Raw genomic sequence first — 21,685 nt, forward strand, 5'->3', positions numbered from 1 at the left:
AACCGACATGCATCGGCTCCCCACCGGGCCTCCTGCCATATCTCGGTCACGCGCACCGCGACGCTACACGCGCATGGCTTCCTTGGCGGCCTCGACCTGGGACGGGCCGCCTTCGCCGGTGGCGATGAAACGCCCCGAGGCGAGCACGTAGTAGCGGTCCGCCCGCTCCACGGCGAACTGGACCTTCTGCTCGACCAGCACCACGCCGATGCCCTTGTCCTCGGCCATCGTGCGGATGGCCTGCTGGATCTCGGCGACGATGTTGGGCTGGATGCCCTCGGTCGGCTCGTCCAGGATCATGAGCTTCGGACGGGTGATCAGCGCGCGTGCGATCGACAGCTGCTGGCGCTGCCCGCCGGACAGGAGGCCGGCGCGCCGGCCGGCGAACTCCTTGAGCACCGGGAACATCTCCACGGCCTCGTCGTAGCGGGCCTTCGCCTCGGAGCCGTACCGGTCGGCCACCACATGCAGGTTCTCGTCCACGGTCATCGTGCCGAAGGACTGCTGGCCCTGCGGCACGAAGGCCATGCCCCTGCGTATGCGCTGGTTCGGCGCGGCCTTGGTGATGTCGGCGCCGTCGAAGGTCACCGTGCCCGACGATATCGGCAGCAGGCCGAGCAGGGCCTTGAGCAGCGTGGTCTTGCCGGCGCCGTTGTTGCCGACGATGCTGACCCACTGGCCGGCGTCCACGTCGAAGCTGATGTCGTTGACGACGGTCACCTTGCCGTAGCCGGTATTCAGATTCTTCACTTCAAGCATTGCCATGATTGTTTCCTTCAATTCGTTCCGGCTCTCTTCCACGGGGGGAGAATCGCAGATGAGATGGGCCGGGAAGCATCGGCCCGGACTCCCTATCCACTCCCCTCAGTCGCCTCCGGCGACAGCTCCCCTCAGCGAGGGGAGCCCGAAGAGGTCAGTTCTCGCCTCCGCCCAGGTAGATGCGCACGACCTCGTCGTTGTTCTGGATGTCCTCGACCGACCCTTCGGCGAGGATCTCGCCCTGATTGAGCACGGTGACGGAATCGGCGAACTGGCGCATGAAATCCATGTCGTGCTCGACGATGATCACCGTGCGGTTCTTGCTGCACCGCTTGAGCAGTTCGCCGGTGGCGACGCGCTCGGCCGGGGTCATGCCGGCGACCGGCTCGTCGAGCAGCAGCAGGTGCGCATCCTGCACCAGCAGCATGCCGATCTCCAGCCACTGCTTCTTGCCGTGCGGCAGAATGCCGGCCGGCTTGTCCGCGTCCTCGGTGAGGTTGCACACGTCCATCATGTACTCGATGTTCTGCGTCTTGCCGCCCATCGGCCGGAACAGCTCACGGCCCTTTTTGCGGAAGCCCTCGGCCAGCTGCAGGTTCTCGAGCACGCTCAGCTCCTCCACCACCGAGGCGGTCTGGAAGGTGCGCCCGACGCCGAGCCCGACGATCTGGTTCGGCTTTTTGCCGAGCAGCTGCTCGCCGCGGAAGGTGACGGAGCCGGTGGCCGGGACCAGACCGGTGATCGCGTCGATGATGGTGGTCTTGCCGGCGCCGTTCGGACCGATCAGGAAGCGCAGGTCGCCATGCTCGACGGTCAGGTCGAGATGCTTCACAGCCACGAACCCGTCGAATTCGACGTGCAGCCCCTTGATCTCCAGATAGTCGTTCCACTGGCCGCCGCGGTCGTCAAGCACACTGAGCTGATCGTGCAGGCGCTCCCGCTCCTGCATGATCTCGGCCTTCATCTGCGCGGCCTCGTCGCGCATGCGCTTGGCCTCGTCGCGCATCTTGACCATTTCGGCGCGCAGCTGCTCCAATTCCTGCTGCGATGCGGGCGTCGACGTGTTCGTCATGTCGGTCTCCTCACTCGTTCGTTCGCTCATGCGTTCGCCTCCGCCGTGACGGCCGCCGCGGCGGCCACGGACTCGCTTGGCTTGCGCAGGCCGAGCTTCTCCTTCAGCCACGGCCACACGCCCTTGAACTGCCCGAGCCCCATCGGCACGAAGGCGATGACCAGGATGAAGATCAGGCCTTCGATGTACGTCCACGCGGACGGATACGCCTCGGACAGCTGCGTTTCGGCGAAGCGGACCAGCAGCGTGCCGATCACCGGGCCAAGCAGCGTGGTGCGGCCGCCGATCACCACGCCGGCGAGCATCAGGATCGACGGGGTCACACCGATGTCGGAGGGCGAGATGATGCCGACGACCGGCACGAACATCGCGCCGCCGATACCGGCGAACATCGCGGCCACGGAGAAGGCGAACACCTTGATCGACGCCGGGTTGTAGCCGAGGAACTTCATGCGGTTCTCCTGATCGCGCACGCCGATGATCAGGTCGCCCATGAACGAGCGCCGGATCCAGTAGACGATGAGCACCATGGCCAGCGTCAGGAACGCGCAGATGTAGAAGATCATCCGCTTGTTCGCGTCATCGGTCAGGTCGTAGCCGAAGAATCCCTTGAAGTCGTTGAGGCCGTTGGTGCCGCCCGTGGTCTTGGACTGGCCGATCAGCAGCACGGAGAACGCGGCGACCAGCGCCTGCGACAGGATCGCGAAGTACGCGCCGCGCACGCCGCGACCGAACACGGCCAGGCCGAGCAGCGCGGCGAGCGCGCCGGGCACCGCGGCCACGCCGATCACGGCCATGACCGGATTGCGGAACAGCTCCCAGAACCCGGGCACCTTGTCGATGCCGTACTGGGCCATGAAATCGGGCACCTGGCCGGCGCCGATGTCCGAGAGCTTCATGTGGATGGCCATCACGTAGGCGCCCAGGCCGAAGAACAGGCCTTGGCCCAGTGTCAGCATGCCGCCCTGGCCCCATGCCAGGCCGATGCCGACGGCCACCATCGCGTAGCACAGGTACTTCGACAGCAGGCCGAGGTTGTAGACGCTCATCACCTGCGGTGCGAGGAAGATCAGCGCGATCGCGATCACCGCGCCGATCCACGACTTGTATTTGGCATAGAAATCGCTTGCCGACATATTCTTCATCGTCACTCCCCCTTACGCGAGGTTCCTCGAACGGATGGAAACGAGCCCCTGCGGGCGGAACTGCAGGAACACCACGACGATCAGGAACACGGCAACCTGACCGATCGACGCGGATGTCGGCAGCTCGATCGCCGACTGGCACAGGCCCAGCACGAAGGATGCGATCACCGCGCCCTTGAGCTGGCCGACGCCGCCGGCCACGACCACCAGGAACGCCTGCACGATGAACGTCGTGCCGAAGTTGAAGCTGATCGAGTTGAGCAGGCTCAGCGCCACGCCGGCGATGCCGGCGATGCCGGAGCCGAGGAAGAAGGTGACGTGGTCGACGGTGCGCGTTGAGATGCCGGACACCTCGGCCAGGTCACGGTTTTCGGAGGTCGCGCGGATCTGGCGGCCGAGCGGCGTGAGTTTCAGGACCGCATACAGCGCGGCCACGCACACGACCGACAGGATGAAGATGAACAGGCGGCCGGCGGAGAAGCTGTAGCCGAACACCGTCACCGGGTTGGTCAGCGCCACGGGCGCCGAAGCGTACACCGGCGTCGCCCCGAATATGTCGCGGGCCAGCTGCTGCAGCACCAGCGATACACCGAAGGTCACCAGCAGCGTGTCCAGCGGGCGGTTGCGCATGCGCTCGAGCAGGGCAACGTCCAGCAGCAGGCCGAGCAGGCCGGAGACGCAGAATCCGACGATCAGCGCCACGGCCAGCGCCACGGTCTTGTTGCCGAACAGCGTGCTCATGACGTACGCGGTGTATGCGCCGGCCATCATGAACTCGCCGTGGGCATTGTTGATCACGCCCATCTGGCCGAAGGTCAGCGACAACCCGAGGGCCGCCAGCAGCAGGATCGATCCGTTGGACAGACCTGCCACGATCTGTGGGAATAGCATGTTCATTGTGGCGTCCTCTCCTTAGTTGCTCGCGGAATCGCCGTCGGCGCCCGCGCTCAGGCTCTTCGCCCAGTCGTAGGTCTTCAGGTACGGATCGGGCTTGATCGGCCCGTCGGACTTCCACACGGTGTGAATGAGCTTGTCCTCGCCGATTTCGCCGATATAGGAGGTCTTGTAGATGTGGTGGTTCTCGCCGTCCACCTTGACCTTGCCCTCCGGCGCGTCGAAGGTGACCCCGTCCGCGGCGGCCTTGACCTTGTCCACGTCGAAGGACTTGGCCTTCTCGACCATGCCCTTCCACAGGTACACGGAGGTGTACGCCGATTCCATCGGGTCGGATGTCGGCCGGTTGGCCCCGTAGCGCGCCTTGAAGTTCTTGACGAAGGTCTTGTTCTGCGCGTTGTCGAGCGTTTGGTAGTAGTTCCATGCGGTCAGCTGGCCCTTAACGTTGTCGACGCCGATCGCGGAGACCTCCTCCTCGGCGATCGACATCGAGATCACCGGGGTGGTCTCGGCCTTCAGCCCGGAGGCCTTGTATTCCTTGAAGAACGCGACGTTGGAATCGCCGTTCAGCGTGTTGACGACCGCGTCGGCGCCGGAGAACTTGAGCTTGTTGACGATGGTGGTGAAGTCGGTGGAGCCCATCGGCGTGTATTCCTCGCCGACGACCTCCATGCCGTTGCCTTCGGCGTACGCCTTGACCACGCGGTTCGCGGTCTGCGGGAACACGTAGTCGGAGCCGACCAGAAACAGCTTCTTGTAGCCCTTTTCCTTGAGGTAGTCGAGCGCCGGCACGATCTGCTGGTTCGGCGCCGCCCCGGAGTAGAAGATGTTCGGGCTGGCCTCCATGCCCTCGTACTGCAGCGGGTAGAACAGCAGCGCATTATCGGCCTCGAACACCGGCAGCATGGCCTTGCGCGAGGAGCTGGTCCAGCCGCCGAACACCGCGGCCACGCATTCCTTCTCGATCAGGGTCTTGGCCTTTTCGGCGAATACGGCCGGCTCGGATTTGCCGTCCTGCTGCACCACCTTGAGCTGCTTGCCCAGTACGCCGCCCTTCGCGTTGATCTCGTCGACGGCCATGTGCAGCGAGTCGCTGACCGTCTGCTCGGAAATCGCCATCGTGCCGGACAGCGAATTCACGAAGCCGATTTTGATGGTGTCTCCCGACGTGTCCACGCATGACGAGGCCGTGCTGGCGGCCGTCGTGCTGTTCTTGTCGGCGGCTTCCTTCTCGGCGACCGTCCTGCCCCATCCGCAGCCGCTGGTGGACAGCACTGCGGCTACGGCGCACAGCGCCGCGGCTACTCTGATCCGTTGTAATGTGGCCATACGTCCTCTTCCTCTCGCGTAAGACTCACGTCGATTTCGGCGAGACAAAGAATGACAGCGGATGGTTGATTTTCGGTTGCCCGTGTGTTTCCGATTCATCTCAAGCGTGACGAGCAGGTTACGTAGGCGGCCGCGGAGACCGAGCCGATTCCCCGGAATACCGCCGATTCCTGGCCGTCAATCGGTGCGGGGGTACGGCCGCCGCCGCACGTTCGCGCGGCTCGTAGTACGCTTGTGAATCATGGAGTTACATGTTCTGAACCACCCGTTGGTGGACCACAAGCTGACCGTCCTGCGCGACAAGGACACGTCATCCGCCACATTCCGCGAGCTCGTCACCGAGCTGGTCATGTTGGAGGCCTACGAAGCGACGCGCAATCTCGATGTCGTCGACAAGCCGATCGAAACGCCGGTCGCGCCCATGGTCGGCAAGCACATCGCCGATCCGGCCCCGATCATCGTCCCCGTGCTGCGCGCCGGACTGGGCATGCTCGACGGCATGACCAAGATGATCCCCACCGCCGAGGTCGGATTCCTGGGCATGAAGCGCGACGAGGAGCACCCGACCCAGCAGATCACCTATGCGAACCGTCTGCCGGAGAACCTGGACGGCCGCCAGTGCTTCCTCATCGACCCGATGCTCGCCACCGGCGGCACGCTGGCGTCCGCCACGCATTACCTGGCCGAGCGCGGCGCGAAGGACGTCACCGCGGTGTGCATCATCGCGGCGCCGGAGGGCATCGAATTCGTCAAGAAGACCATCGATCCGTCCATCGACTTCAAGATCGTGGTCTGCGCCGTCGACGAGAAGCTCAACGACAAGGCATACATCGTGCCGGGTCTGGGCGACGCCGGCGACCGCCTGTACGGCGTGATCGACTGAGGCGCGTTTCGGCTAGTATCCTGCGTCGTAAGTTCATGCGTTCTATCTGGCTCCCCTCTATGAGGGGAGCATTACCACGAACGCCTGAATCAAGCCGATTCGCATGCTCTCCCCTCAGTCGGCTACGCCGACAGCTCCCCTCAGAGAGGGGAGCCAAATATGACAAGGCGCGGAACCGATTGGGTTTCGCGCCGAATTCGATCAGCGGTCCGGAACGAACGCCTCGAAGATGTGGTGGTCGAACCAATCGTCACACTGGGCCAGCTCGTCGCTGCTGCGCACGGTCCACGAGACCGGTACCGCGCCCATCGCACGCGCGAGGCGCATCTGCGGGCTGTTGCCGCCGCTCCAGTCGTACGCGATGAAGTCGGGGCGCGAGATCCAGTCGAAGATCAGCAGTCCGGCGGCCCACTCCTTGAGGCCGGCCTCCTCGAGCGACGGCCCCCAGGCCAGCTGGCCGCGGCATACCTCGGGGCGGTGATCCGCATACCAGTGCACGGCCGCCGGGTTGAAGGACTCGACCACATACGGGCCGTCGTAGGCCTGCAGCAGCGCGTCGCCCTTCTCCATCAGCTCCTCATCGCGCGGACCCCACGCCGAATTGTCGTCGAACTTGTATTCCACGATCAGCGGCGCGCGGCCGGCCACGACATCGAGCACGTCGGAGAACAGCGGCACATGCTGGTAGTACCCGGACGGCGCGTTGAGGGGCGTCGCCATCGACTCCGGATCGTCGGAACCGGGCAGCGCCGACGCCACGGCCGCGCCGGAGGCATCGTTGGGGAACAGCGGGATCCGGGTCAGCTCGTCATAGGTCAGATCCGCGATGCGGCGGGGGTCTCCCGCCACACGCATCAGATCGGGATCATGCACGACCACGACCTGATCGTCGGCGGTCAGCTGCAGATCCAGCTCGATGCCGTATCCGGCCTCGCACGCGGCCGCGAACGACGCCAGGGAATTCTCCGGCGCGATCGGCCCGGAAACCGAAGCGTCCCCATACCCGGCCTTGATGGCCATGCGGCGGGCCAAAGCCACATATTCGCCGCTTTCCACCGCATACTGCGCGGTCAGGCCGGAACCCGCATCGTGCAGGCCGCGGTGCGCGTACCAGACATCCGGAATGGACGGCACGAAGTTGCGCTGCTTGTCGGAGAACGAACGCGGCTTGATGGCCCAGGCGGCCGCCCCCGCGGTCAGCGCGCCACCGATCAGGATCTTTTTCAGGAATTTGTTGGATGCCATGGCATTCCTCCTTGTTCCCTTACGAGCCTAGCCTACGGGCGGGGCAAGCGTCCGGCGCGTACGCCGTACGCGGACGGACGGATCCCGGCCGGGAACGACCGGTTGGCAATCAGGCGAAAATGCGAAAACTGCGAGAAAACTCGCATCGACCACCCCGCCCCTCCCCTTCGCGAACCACTGCGCATTTCCCACTGTTTCCTTACTAACAACTAGGATTCCGCCATACAACTCCCCCGCGCAAATTTCTTTCATTTAGCGTACTTTTATTTTCGCATTTTTCCCATGGCGCACTATACTGGTGATAATCAACCGAAGGGATATGCCGATGAGCACCGTTCAGCCCCAGCCCTATGCGCAGCCACCTTCCCGCAAAAGCACGCTGGCCGACGTCGCCGCGGCCGCCGGCGTCTCACTGGCCACGGCTTCAAAGGCGCTGAACCGCCAACCCCGCGTCAGCGACGCGACGCGGCGCAAGGTGCTGGACGCCGCGCAGGAGCTCGGCTACATCACTGCTACGGGAACATCGGCCGCCCCCGGCGAGCGCAGCGGTTCGATCGGCGTCATCACCTCGGATCTGGTCGGCCGGTGGAGCATCCCGATCCTGCTTGGCGCCGAGGACGAGCTTGGCGCCACCTCGAACACCGTGCTGCTCAACAACGCGCGCGGAGACGCGCAGTTGGAACGCAACGGCTTGGAATTCTTCGCCTCGAAAAACGTCGACGGCATCCTGATCGCCGGCCAGGAGACCAATCCGCGCCCTTCGTTGCGCAATGTGGTCGACGTGCCGCTGGTGTACGCCTATGCGCCCAGCGAAGACCCCGACGAGTGCTCGGTGACCTGCGACAACGTGCAGGCCGGGCGCCTAGCCGTCGAGCACCTGATCTCCTGCGGCAAACGGCGTATCGCGATCATCGGCGGCAACGAGACCTTCGACGCGGCCACCGATCGCCTCAAAGGCACGATGCAGGCGCTGCACGACGCGCATCTGGAACCGGTCGGCCCGGTCCGCTTCAACGAATGGTCGGAAGCTTGGGGCAGGGCCGCGACCCGGCTGCTGCTCGACCAGCATCTCGAATTCGACGGCGTGGTCTGCCAGAACGATCAGATCGCGCGCGGCTGCCTGACGATTCTCAGGCAGGCCGGATTGGAGATCCCGCGCGATGTGGCGGTGATCGGCCACGACGACTGGCAGGTGCTCACGCTTGATTCCGTGCCACCGCTGACCTCGATCGTCAATCCAACCGAGGAAATCGGCCATGTCGCCGCGCGCAAGCTGTTGGACGCGATCAACGGGCGCCCTCACCACGGCATCGAATACATGCCGTGCCGCGTGGTGCAGCGCGAATCCACGCTACCGCTGCGATAACGCCTCGGCGCATACGGAACTGGTGGTCTGTCTCGCAAATGATCGAGTAGTCGATCCTCCCTCTGTCGGGAGGTGGCGCATAGCGCCGGAGGGTGGTCGGATACTTGATGTTGCAGCGTTTTTGGCCACCCCCCAGTCGGCTGCGCCGACAGCCCCCGCCGGCGGGGGCGCAAACCACTGCATTATTTGCGAGACAGACCACTAGGTCACGGAGCCGGGCCGATTCCACCACAATTGCGCAGTAACCCCGAGTTGTCGGTGCACGAGGTCCGAGAACAACCGTGATATAACGATACAGCAACGCCGTATTACGCCATACAACCGGTTGCTATACTTCCCCACGCACCGACAACTCGATGCCCCGCAGCATTCACGCACGCACAGACAAGAAATATCGCATCCAATTCATCCGGCATTGTATGGAATAAAACCATATCCTCACATGCTTCACCCATGAATGCGCACATATCGCCATAAACGCACGAAGCTCCCTCGTTGAGGGAGCTTCGGATGAGATTCGGGCCGATATCACGCCGGCGGGCATGCCGTCAGAGGCGGCCGCGCATCGCCGTCAGCGCTTGCGCAGCCACACGCGCATGCCGCCCAGGGTACGATTGGCCCACGAGTAGTACGGCACCAGCTTCACCGTGACGGATTCCTCGGCGAGCGGCTCGTCGGCGGACGCATACAGCGGCGCGTCTTCGGAGTCCTCGGCTTCGCGCGAGCCGGGCACGCTTACGGTCTCCACGCCACCCAGCAGATCGGGTTCGAATGCGGCCTGCGCCTTGGCGGCATCGGCATCGACCGCATAGCGCCACAGCTCACCCGGGTTGTCGGCTTCCTCGGCGCAGTAGACCAGAGGCCCGCGCATCACGGCCACCTGGCCGGCGTCGACGCGCACGCGGCTGTTGGCGCGCAGGAACTTGACCGACATATCCACATCGAGCGTGATCTCCAGCGCGTCGCCGGGCTGCACGTCGAAGTAGGAGAATCCATCGGCCAGTTCCGGATTCACCTCCGCGCCGTCGAGCTTCAGCGTGTAGTCGGCGAGCGACCAGCCCGGCACGCGCACGCCGAACCGCACCGGAGCAACGGCTTCGGCCGGCAGGGCAACGCGGTAGGCGATATGGCCCTCCCACGGGAAGTTCGACTCCTGCACCACGGTCAGCCCGGAATCGAACGACGCCTCGTTGGCGATGAACTGGTGGCTGAGCACGGTGCTCCCGCCGTCGCGCTCGGTGTAGATGTAGCGGTCGACGGAGGCGATCAGGCGCGCGATGTTGGCCGGGCAGCAGGCGCAGCCGAACCAGTCGACGCGGTGAGACAGCACATGGTGGCGGTCGGGGTTGGCCAGACCGGCCGGCTCCGATTCGAGCGGGTTCACGTAGTAGTACTGCTTGCCGTCGAGCGAGATGCCCGCGATCGCGCCGTTGAACAGCTGCTTCTCCAGCACGTCGGCGTACTCGCCCTTCGGCTCCAGCTCAAGCATCTGGCTCGCGAACATGCTCATGGACACGGATGCGCAGGTTTCGCCGTACATCGTGTCGTTCGGCAGATCGTAGTCGTAGGTGAACGACTCGCCGACATGCGTGGATCCGATGGCGCCGGTGATGTACATGCGGCGGGTGACGATGTTCTTCCAGAAACGCTTGGCCGTGTCGATCAGCCCCTGGTCACCGAGCAGCCGGCCCACATGCGCCACGCCGGTGCACAGATAGCCGACGCGCACGGCGTGGCCGTCCGCGGTCTGCTGGTCGCGCACGGGCTGGGCGGCTTGGAAATAGGTGGGCTTGTAGAAGCCGAGGTCGGGGAAGATGTTGTCGCCGTGCATGGCCTCGAGCTGCTTGGCATAGAACCGAGGGTCCTGGCCGCGCACGTCGATGAGGTACCGGGCAAGCGACAAGTACCGTTCCTCGCCGGTCTCCTCATACAGTTTGGCAAGGGCGAGCTCGATTTCGGGGTGACCGTCGGCGCCGTGGATCTTGCCGTCCTCGGGACCGAAGTTGGCGTCCAGACAGTCGGCCATCTTTCGGGCGATATCAAGGGCCTGCTCATTGCCGGTCACCTGATGGTAGGCGACGGCGGCCTCGATGTAATGGCCCATGACGTACATCTCATGGCTCTGCTGGATCATGCTGAAGCGCGGGCGCTTCGCCCAGATGCCGGAGCGAATCTGGTACGGGGTGCTCAGATAGCCGTCCGGCTGCTGGGCGCGGGCGATCAGATCGACCGTACGGTCGCACAGCGCCTTGAGCTCTGGGTCGGGATGGTAGGCCAGCGCATAGGCGGCCTCCTCCAGCCACTTGTAGACGTCGGAGTCCTGGAAGACCATGCCGTGGAATACGTCGTCGATCTCGCCGGCCGCGACCTTGAAATTGGCGACCGCATAGCTCTTGTTATCGGACAGCTGGTTGCCGGCCGGGTCATCCGGGACCGTGGTATCGATCTCGTCGTTCATCACGCCCCACTGATAGGGGATGACCGACTCGACGATCTGGTCGCGACGCTGCTTCCAGAACGGGGAAGTGATGGTGATATGTGTCATGTGTGTTCCTTGGTAGAGAGGGGTGTTGGCTCTCGGGGGGGGGCGACGCTGCGGGATGGGCCGGATTGCAAGCTGTGGTTGCACGAGTTGAGGAGGATTGGCGTGCAAACGAACTGAGAGAAGAACCTAGCATCCCGCGTCGTAAGTTCGTTTTCTATGTCTGGCTCCCCTCTGGAGGGGAGCCAGACATGGTGGACGAATTAAATAATGCAGGGTATCGAGACCAACTTTGGCGTGGCGCCTCCTCCGGCCCCTGCAACTGCGGACTCGACTTCGGCGAGGCCTTAATCTGGCTCCGGGCTCGCCCTGTGGCGGCGGCCCCTACGCCGGGAGCCTGCTGGGAGCCCACTGGGCTCCCAGCCAAGGGATGACGGCGCCAGCCATCATCCCTTCACGGCTCCCGTCCTGCAATTATCGACTTCGCTACGCGAAGACTCAATGTTCGCCTCAGCGCTGCCGCGCTTCGGCCTGGTGCCTGGGGACAGCCCGCCGGGCTGTCCCCGAAGGGATGATGGCGCCAGCCATCATCCCTTCACGGCACCAGCCATGAACCCCTTCACGTAGTACTTCTGGAGGGCGAGGAAGAGGATGGCGGCGGGGATCAGGAGGATCACGACGCCGGCTTCGGTGGCGCCGTAGTCGATGACGCCCATGGTCTGCTGGCGCATGTTCACCATCGCGAGCGGCAGGGTGGACTTCGACGAGCTGGACAGGTACAGCGGGATCATGAAGTTGTTCCACGCTTCCAGGAAGGCCAGCAGGCCGACGGTGACCATCGAGGGCTTGACGACGGGGACGAGGATCTTGATGAGCGCCTGGAAGGAGTTGCAGCCGTCGACCATGGCGGCCTCCTCCATGTCCTTGGGAATCGCGTCGAACGCGTTGCGCATGATGAAGGTCGACATCGGCAGCTGGAACAGCGTGATCACCAGGCCGACGCCGAGCAGCGAGTCGTTCAGGCCGATCTGCTGGTACCACACGACCAGCGGGATCAGCAGCGAGGCGTACGGGACCATGAGGATCGACAGGGTCACCATGAAGCCGAGGTTGCGGCCCGGGTAATCGAAGCGGGAGAAGGAGTAGCCGGCCAGCGTGCACACGATCACGGAGAAGACGACCGCGACCAGCGTCACGACGACCGAGTTGAACAGGTACTTGGGCAGGCCCTCCTGGTATCCGAACAGGGTCAGGTAGTTGTTGATGCCCCAGCCGCTGGACTGGGCGGAGCCGGCCTGCGGGCTGAACGAGCTGATGATGACCCACACCAGCGGGCTGATGAACACGATCGCAAGCAACGCCTGCAGCACACGGGCGATGACGCGCTTCCACATTGGGGTAGTCATGATGTTTTCTCCCCTACTCTTACTTGGTGTTGTCGCGCATGCCGCGCATCTGGATGGAATTGATGATCACCAGGGCGAACAGGACCATCAGCGAGAGCGCCGCGGCCATGCCCAGATCCTTCTTCGAGTCGAACGCGAAGTTGTAGATGAGCTGCACGACGGTCATCGTCGAGTTGTTCGGACCGCCCTTGGTGAGGATGAAGAACTGGTCGAAGGCGAGGATCGAACCGGTGACGCAGTAGACCAGGCACATCACGATCGTCGGCTTCATCAGCGGCAGGGTGATCGAGCGGAAGATGCGCCACGTGCCGGCGCCGTCCATGCGGGCCGCCTCGTACAGGTCGCCCGGGATCGCCTGCAGGCCGATCATCATCAGCAGCATGTAGTAGCCGGAGAAGCGCCACACGATCACGATGATCGTGGCCCACAGGGCGGACTGGCCGGTGGCCAGCACCGATCCGCCGGCGTCCATCAGGCCGAAGAAGCTCAGGATCTTGGTGACGGGGCCGACCTGCGGCGAGTACAGCGCGTAGAACAGCAGCGAGGCGGAGGCAAGACCGGTGGCGGACGGCAGCAGGAAGCAGGTGCGCAGCACGTTGTTCCACTTGCTGGACTCCTGCACGATCAGCGCGAGGCCAAGACCGAGGGCCAGCAGGAAGATCGTGACGATCACCGTGTACTCGAGCGTGAACCAGATCGACTGCCCGAGCAGCTTGTTCTCGAACACCTTGACGAAGTTGTCGGGGAAGTTGAATCCCTTGTTGCCGCCCAGCAGGCTCCACCGCGAGCAGGCCATGACGACCAGCAGCACGATCGGGGCGAAGAACAGGACGATGATCATGAGCCAGTCCGGCAGCGCGTACAGCAGGCCGCGCCGGGTCTGTTCCGCCTTCGCCTTGGAACGGTGCACCGGCACCGCGCTATTCGAAGTACTTGACATACTTCTCTCCTTCGAGTTTATGTGTGAACAGAATGGGGATTTACCGAGGATGAAATCCGTTGCCGGGGCTGAGTCCGAGAGAAAAGGAGAAGAAAAACCCAGGAATCAGCCCTGTCAGCACACCACATCCGGGTGGGGGAAACGGCGGCGGGAATACTGCGGCCCGCCACCGCGGGGAGCGCGGCTCCGATCACCGGCCAGGGAAGGGATCGGGGCCGCGCCGCGAATCACTGGCCGAGGACGTCGGTGACGGCCTGGTTGTCGGCCTTGAGGTCGCCGTTGCCCCAGACCGCGTTCTGCACGAGCAGCTGCCACGGGGAGCCGGCCGCGTTGAAGGCCTCGTTGAAGGCCGGGGACTTCGGGGTCTGGCCGTTGCCGTCGATGATCACGGAGTTGATGGTCTGCACGCGGGGATCGGCGTCGTCGTAGGCGGTCTTCAGGGTCTGGATGTTGGAGGCGGTGTCGCCGTTGTCCGCGAAGACGGTCTTCTGGGAGTCGGCCTGCATCAGCCAGTTGAGGAAGTTCCACGCCTGGGCGACGTGCTTGGAATCCTTGGAGATGCCCATGGCGTCACCGCCGAGGAACGTGGAGGTCTTGCCTTCCTTGGAGCCCGGGATCGGGGCGACGCCGACTTCGAAGCCGCCGTCCTTCTCGGCGTCGAAGAGCGCCGTGGTGGAGGTGTTCGGGTAGGGCATGACGCCGATCTTGCCGTTGGCGAACGGGGCGGTCCAGGTAGCGCCGGTCTCTTCCTTGGAGCCCGCGCCAAGGCCGTTGGTGGTGTTGGCGAGGGTCTTGTAGGCGTCGAGCACGGCTTTCAGGGAGTCGTTGTCCAGCGTGGCCTCGGTGCCGTCGTCGTTCATCACAGACTCACCGTCGGCCCACACGGACGGGAAGAGGTCGAAGACGAGCGCGCCGCCGGACTGGCCGGCGAGGTAGGAGCCCGCGACGCCGTCCTTGTTGAGGGCGGCGACGGCCTTGGCCTGCTGCACGAACTCGTCGATGCTGGACGGGCCCTTCTCCGGGTCGAGCCCGGCCTCCTTGTACAGCGCCTTGTTCCAGACCATCACGGACACGTCGGTGATGAACGGCAGCGTGTATTCGGAGCCGTCGACGGTACCGGCCTCGATGTGGCCCTGCTGCAGGTCGGACTTGTTGGACAGGCCGTCGATCTGCTTGGTGATGTCGGTGAAGATGCCCTCGGAAGCCCAGTACGGGATGCGGACCACGTCGCCGGCGAGGATGTCGGGTAGGGAGTCGGTCTGGGAGGCGGAGCCGACCTTGCCTTCCATGTCGTCGTTCGGGATGATCTCCAGCTTGACCTGGTTCTTGTGGCTCTTGTTGTAGGCCTCGACCGCGTTCTTGGCCTGGCGCTCCAGCGGGGAGCGGGTCCACAGGGTGATCTCGGTGCCGTCATCGGTGCCTTCGGCCGGGATGTCCTTGGCTGCGGAGGTGTTGCCCGTTCCGCCGCCGCAGGCGGCCAGCGACACCAGCATTGCCGAGGCCGCGAAACCGGCGAGGGCGCGTGTGAACTTGTTGAAAGACACCATTGTTCGCTTCTTTCTCTATTGTGTTCCGCTCAACTTTGAGAGGCGGCGGCGGACGATCCGCCAAGTATTCGGTTGTGTGTTGCGTTGGTATGTGCGCAGTCCCTCGCAGATTTACTTCTCTCCTTCGTGATCGTTTCCTCTGCGAAAGCCTTTTCTCATCATAAGCGAAAGTGAAGGAAAATGCAAAAACGCTTTCTCTTGCGACATCAAACCGGTTTAAGTCAATATAAAACAGCTACTTTCCAGTTATTTTCGGCCTTTGCACATCCTATTGCGACACACCCAACCGCTCAGAAAAGTCAAAAATGCGAAAACTATATTTTGTTAATTTTCGCAGCTAATCTCACCAAATTCTGTGAACTTCCAACCAATACAGCACAAAACTGCACATACGCGAAAATTTTCGCATTGTTGAGCAATGGTGGATACAATAAGGGGAACGGCAGGCGAAAGCGGGGGCGATCATGGGCACAGACGACTATCGGCAGACGGCGCGGCTCGAGGATGTGGCGGCCGCGGCCCACGTATCGCTTGCCACCGCCTCGAAGGCGCTGCACGGCAAGCCCCGCGTGTCCGAGGATACGCGCCGGCGCGTGCTGGCCGTGGCGCAACAGCTCAATTACTCCCCCAACAAGCTCGCCCAGTCACTGGCCCGCGGCACGTCCGGCACGATCGGACTGGTCACCTCCGACCTGCAGGGGCGCTTCTCCACCCCCATCCTGATCGGCGCCGAAAACGAGCTGCGCGCCCAGTCGACGTCCGTGCTGCTCGCCAACGCGCGCGGCGACGACGCGCTGGAACGCAACCATGTGGAGAAGCTGCTGTCGCTGAAGGTGGACGGTCTGCTGATCGTGCAGCGCGGCACCAATCCGCGCCCCAGCCTGGGGCGTGACTGGGGCGTGCCGCTGGTGTACGCCTACGGGCCGTCCACCGACACCGAGGACTGTTCGGTGACCTGCGACAACGTGGACGCAGGCCGCATCGCCGTGAACCACCTGATCTCCTGCGGACGGCACCGGATCGCGATCATCGGCGGCGACGAGACCTATACGGCGGCGAACGACCGCACCAAGGGCGCGCTGGAGGCACTGGCCGAATTCGGGCTCGAGCCGGCCGGACCGATCCGCTACGGCAGGTGGGACGAGAACTGGGGACGCGCCGCGACACGACTGCTCATCGATCAGGGCGTCGAATTCGACGCGGTGGTGTGCCAGAGCGACCAGCTCGCGCGCGGCTGCATCGACGCGCTCAAACAGCAGGGACTGAAGATCCCGGAGGACGTCGCGGTGATCGGGCACGACAACTGGGAGGTGCTCACGTCCAGCTCGCGCCCGTCGCTGACCAGCATCGACAACGAGGCGGAGACCATCGGGCGCCGCGCGGCACGATACCTGATGGACGCGATCAACGGGCACCCGCACCACGGCGTGGACTACGTGCCGTGCCGGCTGGTGCAGCGGGAGTCGACGCTGCCGCTGGACTAGGAAGGGGAATATCAGTAAAGATCGAAAAAAGTTCTTACGTATTTCCCCTTCAATTTTCAGCCACTTGCGCATCATCCACAACCCATAGGCTCCCGTGCGCCCGACAAGGCATGCGCCATCATCGGGGCATTCTTAGCCGTATCCCAGCATGACCCGTTCAACCATATTTTTCTTACTGACTACGTATCTTTTGGCTCTACTCACCTATTGTTTAGGGTGGGTATCTACAATAACGCACAGTAAATCCAATCTTGCCAGACAGTTAACGGATGAGGCCATGACCACGCAACCTTCGAACGATCGACACCATGACGAATCGACCATATCGGGGGAATCCCACGAAAAACCCGAAAAATATATTCCGGCAAGCATCATCAACGATTTCCCCGAGTCGCAGGGCTCCTCCTCTTCCGAACCGGACAATAGCGACATTACCGGCGGCGAGTTGCCGCAAAGCCCGGCGAATGACGCAGAGTCCGATCCGGCCGGAAACGAGGAAACCGACCGCACTTCCTCTGACGCCGAGACACCCGAACCCGATACCGAATCCGGCGACGCTCACGAAGGCACGACCACGCACACCGCCCGGGCCGAAAACCAAGGCGATTCGCTCGATACGAATCCGTCCGCAACATCATCGGAATCAGACACTTCCGACACGGAATCCGACATGGCCGGCAACGGAGAAGTCGACGACCCTGCCGTCAGTGGCGTTCCGGCGGTAACGCATGCATTCGCCACCGCCTTGCACGCATGCGCATCCTTCGCAAGTACGGTACGCGCCACTCATGCATATGCCATGGCGCGAACGGCTGGGCACCTGTTCCAAAAGATATGGGATAAACGACTACGTTTCTCATATGTGCTGTACATCCTGGTATTCGCGCTGGTCACCGCCGCATCCGTAACGATGCTGCAGTGGAGCGTCTACACCGAGCCCGATTATGCCGACTCGGACTCAATCAGCCAGGCCACCAAACTCATGCAGAGCGTTCGTGGGCAAGTCACCAAATTCATCAGCCAGATGTGGATGGAAAACAACATGGTCTGGCTCCTCAATTTCCTTGTGCTGGGACTGATCTATCTGGTGCTGCTGTTCTTAATCAATCGATTTTGGGTTGCCACGGCGATCTTCGGCACCGCAATGGCGGTATTCACCATTGCGAATCATTTCAAAGTGCTGCTGCGCACCGAATCCATCATCCCCTCGGATCTCAGTTTCATTTCCAGCGGCAATTCCGGGGAGATTCTCTCCTTTATTCCCCAGGACTCCATTCCGATTGTCATCGACATCGCAAAAATACTCGTCGGGTTCGCGCTGGCGTGCGTCGCATTGCAGTTCATCGACAAGCGCAATGGCTTCATTCCCTGCCATTGGCGGCACCCTTTCCGCAACGCGAAGACCATCGCCGGCAACAGCGTCCGCATTCTCGCCTTCCTGCTGACCTCAACGCTACTGGCGACATTCACATGGAATCTCGGCATCCCCGGCTCTTGGGCATACATGTGGGCCGGCAAGCTGAACGACGCCCCGATGCTGGTAGATACGCTGACCGATGCTCGCTACAACGGGCCCGCAATAAGTTTCCTCCGACTCGCGCATGCCAAAACCATGGACAAGCCAGACGGATACAGCAAAGACACCATGCTCGAGTTGGCGAACCGGTATACCAAGACCGCCGATAAGATCAACCAAAAACGTTCCGCCACGCTTACGGACAGCACCGTCATCATGATTTTGTCCGAGAGTTTTTCGGATCCGACTCGCGTACCCGGTATCGCATTCGGAGAGGACCCGATGCCCAATATCCGAGCGTTGAAAGAAACCACGACCTCCGGTCTCATGCTGTCGCCGGGGTATGGCGGAGGCACGGCAAACATCGAGTACCAATCACTTACAGGTTTGAATCTGGCCAATTTCGACGACTCGATGATGTACCCGTATCAACAGCTCGTACCGCATCAGAAATCCCCCTTCACATTCAACCAGCTGTGGAAAGACCGGTACGGAGACTCCGGTTCCATAGCATTTCACCCGTATTACAAGAACATGTATCTCCGAGATGCCGATTACAAGAAGTTCGGATTCGACTATCTGCGTACGCTGGATAGCGACCCTGAGATAGCGCACCAAGATCATATCGACAATTCGCCCTACACCGGAGACGCATCGGCATATCAAAACATCTTGGACGCAATCGACCCGGAACATCCTCAGTTCATTCAGATGGTGACGATGCAGAACCACACTCCGTATAACGATTGGTACGCCAACAACCAATTCAAGGAGTCCGACATGTCCGGTCTCGGCGAAACGGAGCGATATTCGATCGACACGTACGCCAAGGGGATCAGTCTTACCGACCAATCGACCATGGATTTTCTCAATAAATTGGACACGCTCAATACGCCGATCACCGTAATTTTCTATGGCGATCATCTACCAAGCATCTACACGACGGCTGCGGGCGACCCGAACAACGCCTTGGCCCTGCACGAAACGGATTACTTCATCTGGTCGAATCAGGCCTCGGCCTCCAGCGGCATGAAGATCGATTCGAAAACAACCAGCTATAGCTCGTCCAACTTCTTCATGGCCACCGCAGCGGCGCACATGGACGCCAAAGTAACGCCGTACCTATCATTGTTGACCAAGCTTAGCGAAGAGGTCCCCGCCATGGTCAGGCTATCGCTGCAGTCAGGCAATGCCGGCAATACGAGCTCCACCTATGTCGATGCATCCGGTGCCGCGATTGACCATAAATCCCTGTCCGAAAAGGCCAAGCGTCTTCTCGAAGATTATCAGCTCGTTCAATATGACCTGACAGCGGGGAAAGGGTATCTCAAGACGACCGATTTTCTTGGCATACGGCAATAGCCGACCCACGACAAGCATGCCCCGACCACCCCTATACGGTTGGGGCATCTCGCATGAAAGGCCCGGTCCCCGTATGCTAGACTGACTGTGTTCGCACGACGTACAAGAGGATTGTTGATGCCTGATAAACCGCTCGTTTCCGTCATAGTACCTGTATATAACGCCGAACGGTACCTTCACTATTGCGTGGATTCCATCCTTTCGCAAAGCTATGAGCATCTTGAAGTGATTCTGGTCGACGACGGCGCCAAAGACTCCTCTCCATCGATCTGCGACCAGTACGCCGACAAAGATCATCGCGTCACCGTGATCCATCAGGATAACGGAGGCATAGCAAAGGCGCAAAATGCCGGTCTGGATGCCGCACATGGAGCATACATCGCCTTCGCCGATAATGACGATATTCTGGACCGCCGCAATATCGAGCTGCTGCTGCATGCCCTGCTATCAACGAATGCCAACATGAGCAAGGCACGATGGAGGCAATTCGGCGTCTCGCAGTTGGAGGCGGTATCAGCCGAAGCCATGACAGGAGCCGCCGACCCCGACAAGATCACAGTATTCCAGAATCCCCTGTATGCGTATCAGACGGTGTTCTGCAAGAGCCTTCGTCTGATGGGGGATCGTTTTGGCCGTAACACCGAAGCACGTTATTTCAACGAAGCCAATTGGTGCCGCTTATATCGTCGCGAATTGTGGGACGGCATACGCTTTCCAGAAGGCATGTACGCCCAGGATGTAATGGTCGCCGGAGAACTGTACTCGCGTATGGACAAGGTCGCCGACATCGACGTGAATCTGTACAACTGGCTGCAATCCGCTGGTTCCGTGACGCACAGCGAGCGTAGCTTCGGCTTTTACCACGACAATGCCGCGGCGGGAATCGCCAATTTCCGGCACGCGCTCAATCATGGCGTAATGCCGGGGCGGAGTTACTACACCATGGTCGGATCGGTTGCAGAAGAACTCACCGCTCCGGATGCCTCGACCCCCGCGAACCAGCGGCAATATCAGGCCGACCGATCGGCAATGGACCAACTGCTCGCAGAACTCACGCCTCCGCAACGGATCGAATGCTGTCTTCTGCAGAAAATACGCCTGTTCGAGAAGCACATCTACGATCGGAAGATCAAAAATCTGAGGTAACCGCAACTGTCCGGCATACCTGGACATATCGTGTAGTCACCGCCAAACAATCATTGATATCCGTCACTCCCGGTCCCGATCTCCACAGTGACGGATATCGTCTGAAACCGACATGTCGCCTTGCAGATGCGATTCCTGCACCAGGTAGTTGGGACGGCCTTTGGTCTGCATGAAAATCCGGCCAAGATACTCGCCAATGACGCCTAAACTCAGCAGTTGCACGCCTCCGAGCACGAGAACCACGATCAAAGTTGACGCATAACCCGGCACGTCGACGCCGAGCGCAAGCGTACGCACCAAAACGACCAGCGCGTAGATAATAGCCGCGAGAGAGACCAGGGTCCCCATATACGTCGCCAACTTCAGGGGTGCCGTGGTAAAACCGGTGATGCCGTCCATGGCCAAGTGAAACAGCTTCAAGTAATTCCACTTGGTTTTCCCCGCCACACGTTTGTCGCGGTCATACAGAAACTCTATCTTCTTGAAACCGATCCAGCTGAACAATGCCTTGGAATTACGCTCAGACTCATCGAGCCGCTTCAACGCTTCAACGCATTTGCGATCCAGCAGGCGGAAATCGCCGGTATCTTTTTGAATGGCGACACCGGAAACGGACTGCAACACGTCGTAGTACATGTGGCTCGTCGTCTTCTTCAACCAACTCTCGCCCTCACGCGAGCGCCGTCGAGCGTACACATCATCGTAGCCCTGCAGCCACAACGCCGCCATATCGGGAATGAGTTCCGGAGGATCCTGTAAATCCGCGTCGACGATGACCATGGCATCCGTGTGCATTGCCTGAATACCGGCAAACATCGCCTTTTCCTTGCCGAAATTACGGGATAGAAAAATATACTCGACGTAATCATGCTCAGCGGCATACTGCCGGATTAAGGATCGGGTGCCATCCTTGGAACCGTCGTCCACGAATAACAGCAGATACCCGAATCGAGGATCATCCGAAGCCACCAATGCATCCATACGGTCGAACAGTATCGGCAGCGCCTCCTGCTCGTTGCAGCACGGAATAAGCACCGTTATCGTCTTCCGGGAACCTTTCACGGAATCGTTTTCCATACTCCGATCCTCCTCCTTCAGCACAGCAGCAA

General features: G+C 61.6%; 16 protein-coding genes. 5 read left to right on the forward strand and 11 right to left on the reverse strand.

Going from position 1 to position 21,685, the window contains the following annotated elements; all coding sequences use genetic code 11:
• Positions 1–63: 63 nt before the first annotated feature.
• The 5 genes from urtE to urtA all read right to left on the reverse strand — a co-directional run bounded on the left by urtE (position 64) and on the right by urtA (position 5,199).
• Positions 64–765: an urea ABC transporter ATP-binding subunit UrtE gene (urtE, locus tag BBSC_RS11625; RefSeq protein ID WP_231648998.1), complete on the reverse strand. Its 702-nt coding sequence runs from the start codon at positions 763–765 to the stop codon at positions 64–66.
• 148 nt (positions 766–913) lie between these two features.
• Complete coding sequence (gene urtD / locus BBSC_RS11630; protein ID WP_231648996.1) at positions 914–1,861, reverse strand: urea ABC transporter ATP-binding protein UrtD; 948 nt, start codon at positions 1,859–1,861, stop codon at positions 914–916.
• On the reverse strand, positions 1,858–2,976 hold the full coding sequence (gene urtC, locus BBSC_RS11635; RefSeq protein WP_033519454.1) for an urea ABC transporter permease subunit UrtC: 1,119 nt from the start codon (positions 2,974–2,976) through the stop codon (positions 1,858–1,860). Before urtC ends, urtD begins: the two co-directional genes overlap by 4 nt.
• 12 nt (positions 2,977–2,988) lie before the next feature.
• On the reverse strand, positions 2,989–3,873 hold the full coding sequence (gene urtB / locus BBSC_RS11640) for an urea ABC transporter permease subunit UrtB (protein ID WP_033519455.1): 885 nt from the start codon (positions 3,871–3,873) through the stop codon (positions 2,989–2,991).
• 15 nt (positions 3,874–3,888) lie between these two features.
• Complete coding sequence (gene urtA / locus BBSC_RS11645; RefSeq protein ID WP_033519456.1) at positions 3,889–5,199, reverse strand: urea ABC transporter substrate-binding protein; 1,311 nt, start codon at positions 5,197–5,199, stop codon at positions 3,889–3,891.
• A 241-nt stretch (positions 5,200–5,440) separates the two neighbouring features.
• Here urtA and upp point away from each other — a divergent pair, with 241 nt between their 5' ends.
• Complete coding sequence (gene upp / locus BBSC_RS11650) at positions 5,441–6,082, forward strand: uracil phosphoribosyltransferase (protein WP_033519457.1); 642 nt, start codon at positions 5,441–5,443, stop codon at positions 6,080–6,082.
• A gap of 201 nt (positions 6,083–6,283) precedes the next feature.
• Here upp and BBSC_RS11655 read toward each other — a convergent pair whose 3' ends face one another.
• Positions 6,284–7,327 carry a glycerophosphodiester phosphodiesterase family protein gene (locus BBSC_RS11655; protein WP_033519458.1) on the reverse strand — a complete coding sequence of 348 codons (1,044 nt, stop codon included), beginning with the start codon at positions 7,325–7,327 and terminating at the stop codon, positions 6,284–6,286.
• Between the two features lie 325 nt (positions 7,328–7,652).
• On the opposite strand from BBSC_RS11655, the gene BBSC_RS11660 reads away from it, so the two are divergent.
• Positions 7,653–8,693 (forward strand): LacI family DNA-binding transcriptional regulator, encoded by a 1,041-nt coding sequence (locus BBSC_RS11660; RefSeq protein WP_046726052.1) that lies wholly within the window; start codon positions 7,653–7,655, stop codon positions 8,691–8,693.
• A 571-nt stretch (positions 8,694–9,264) separates the two neighbouring features.
• Here the strand turns inward: BBSC_RS11660 and BBSC_RS11665 are convergent.
• The 4 genes from BBSC_RS11665 to BBSC_RS11680 form a co-directional block, all read right to left on the reverse strand.
• Positions 9,265–11,238 carry a glycoside hydrolase family 127 protein gene (locus BBSC_RS11665; RefSeq protein ID WP_033519459.1) on the reverse strand — a complete coding sequence of 658 codons (1,974 nt, stop codon included), beginning with the start codon at positions 11,236–11,238 and terminating at the stop codon, positions 9,265–9,267.
• 524 nt (positions 11,239–11,762) lie between these two features.
• Positions 11,763–12,581: a carbohydrate ABC transporter permease gene (locus BBSC_RS11670; protein ID WP_033519460.1), complete on the reverse strand. Its 819-nt coding sequence runs from the start codon at positions 12,579–12,581 to the stop codon at positions 11,763–11,765.
• Positions 12,582–12,600: 19 nt separating this feature from the next.
• On the reverse strand, positions 12,601–13,521 hold the full coding sequence (locus BBSC_RS11675) for a carbohydrate ABC transporter permease (protein ID WP_033519461.1): 921 nt from the start codon (positions 13,519–13,521) through the stop codon (positions 12,601–12,603).
• Positions 13,522–13,748: 227 nt separating this feature from the next.
• Positions 13,749–15,068: an ABC transporter substrate-binding protein gene (locus BBSC_RS11680; protein ID WP_033519462.1), complete on the reverse strand. Its 1,320-nt coding sequence runs from the start codon at positions 15,066–15,068 to the stop codon at positions 13,749–13,751.
• A gap of 464 nt (positions 15,069–15,532) precedes the next feature.
• On the opposite strand from BBSC_RS11680, the gene BBSC_RS11685 reads away from it, so the two are divergent.
• The 3 genes from BBSC_RS11685 (at position 15,533) to BBSC_RS11695 (ending at position 20,576) form a co-directional block, all read left to right on the forward strand.
• Positions 15,533–16,552 carry a LacI family DNA-binding transcriptional regulator gene (locus BBSC_RS11685; RefSeq protein WP_033519463.1) on the forward strand — a complete coding sequence of 340 codons (1,020 nt, stop codon included), beginning with the start codon at positions 15,533–15,535 and terminating at the stop codon, positions 16,550–16,552.
• A gap of 277 nt (positions 16,553–16,829) precedes the next feature.
• On the forward strand, positions 16,830–19,430 hold the full coding sequence (locus BBSC_RS11690) for a sulfatase-like hydrolase/transferase (RefSeq protein WP_081892845.1): 2,601 nt from the start codon (positions 16,830–16,832) through the stop codon (positions 19,428–19,430).
• A gap of 117 nt (positions 19,431–19,547) precedes the next feature.
• Positions 19,548–20,576 carry a glycosyltransferase family 2 protein gene (locus BBSC_RS11695; protein ID WP_033519464.1) on the forward strand — a complete coding sequence of 343 codons (1,029 nt, stop codon included), beginning with the start codon at positions 19,548–19,550 and terminating at the stop codon, positions 20,574–20,576.
• A 63-nt stretch (positions 20,577–20,639) separates the two neighbouring features.
• Here the strand turns inward: BBSC_RS11695 and BBSC_RS11700 are convergent, their stop codons facing one another.
• The gene (locus BBSC_RS11700; RefSeq protein ID WP_046726051.1) at positions 20,640–21,653 is read right to left on the reverse strand and encodes a glycosyltransferase family 2 protein; all 1,014 of its coding nucleotides are present in this window, start codon (positions 21,651–21,653) and stop codon (positions 20,640–20,642) included.
• Between the last annotated feature and the right edge of the window lie 32 nt (positions 21,654–21,685).

This window comes from Bifidobacterium scardovii JCM 12489 = DSM 13734, assembly GCF_001042635.1.
GTDB classification, from domain to species: domain Bacteria; phylum Actinomycetota; class Actinomycetes; order Actinomycetales; family Bifidobacteriaceae; genus Bifidobacterium; species Bifidobacterium scardovii.

Coding starts and splice junctions, on each gene's coding strand:
- BBSC_RS11660 (WP_046726052.1), top strand. CDS start 7,653: ATGAGCACCGTTCAGCCCCAGCCCTATGCGCAGCCACCTTCCCGCAAA.
- BBSC_RS11695 (WP_033519464.1), top strand. CDS start 19,548: ATGCCTGATAAACCGCTCGTTTCCGTCATAGTACCTGTATATAACGCC.
- BBSC_RS11680 (WP_033519462.1), bottom strand. CDS start 15,068: ATGGTGTCTTTCAACAAGTTCACACGCGCCCTCGCCGGTTTCGCGGCC.
- BBSC_RS11655 (WP_033519458.1), bottom strand. CDS start 7,327: ATGGCATCCAACAAATTCCTGAAAAAGATCCTGATCGGTGGCGCGCTG.
- BBSC_RS11665 (WP_033519459.1), bottom strand. CDS start 11,238: ATGACACATATCACCATCACTTCCCCGTTCTGGAAGCAGCGTCGCGAC.
- BBSC_RS11685 (WP_033519463.1), top strand. CDS start 15,533: ATGGGCACAGACGACTATCGGCAGACGGCGCGGCTCGAGGATGTGGCG.
- BBSC_RS11690 (WP_081892845.1), top strand. CDS start 16,830: ATGACCACGCAACCTTCGAACGATCGACACCATGACGAATCGACCATA.
- urtC (WP_033519454.1), bottom strand. CDS start 2,976: ATGAAGAATATGTCGGCAAGCGATTTCTATGCCAAATACAAGTCGTGG.
- urtD (WP_231648996.1), bottom strand. CDS start 1,861: ATGAGCGAACGAACGAGTGAGGAGACCGACATGACGAACACGTCGACG.
- BBSC_RS11675 (WP_033519461.1), bottom strand. CDS start 13,521: ATGTCAAGTACTTCGAATAGCGCGGTGCCGGTGCACCGTTCCAAGGCG.
- urtA (WP_033519456.1), bottom strand. CDS start 5,199: ATGGCCACATTACAACGGATCAGAGTAGCCGCGGCGCTGTGCGCCGTA.
- urtE (WP_231648998.1), bottom strand. CDS start 765: ATGGCAATGCTTGAAGTGAAGAATCTGAATACCGGCTACGGCAAGGTG.
- BBSC_RS11670 (WP_033519460.1), bottom strand. CDS start 12,581: ATGACTACCCCAATGTGGAAGCGCGTCATCGCCCGTGTGCTGCAGGCG.
- BBSC_RS11700 (WP_046726051.1), bottom strand. CDS start 21,653: ATGGAAAACGATTCCGTGAAAGGTTCCCGGAAGACGATAACGGTGCTT.
- urtB (WP_033519455.1), bottom strand. CDS start 3,873: ATGAACATGCTATTCCCACAGATCGTGGCAGGTCTGTCCAACGGATCG.
- upp (WP_033519457.1), top strand. CDS start 5,441: ATGGAGTTACATGTTCTGAACCACCCGTTGGTGGACCACAAGCTGACC.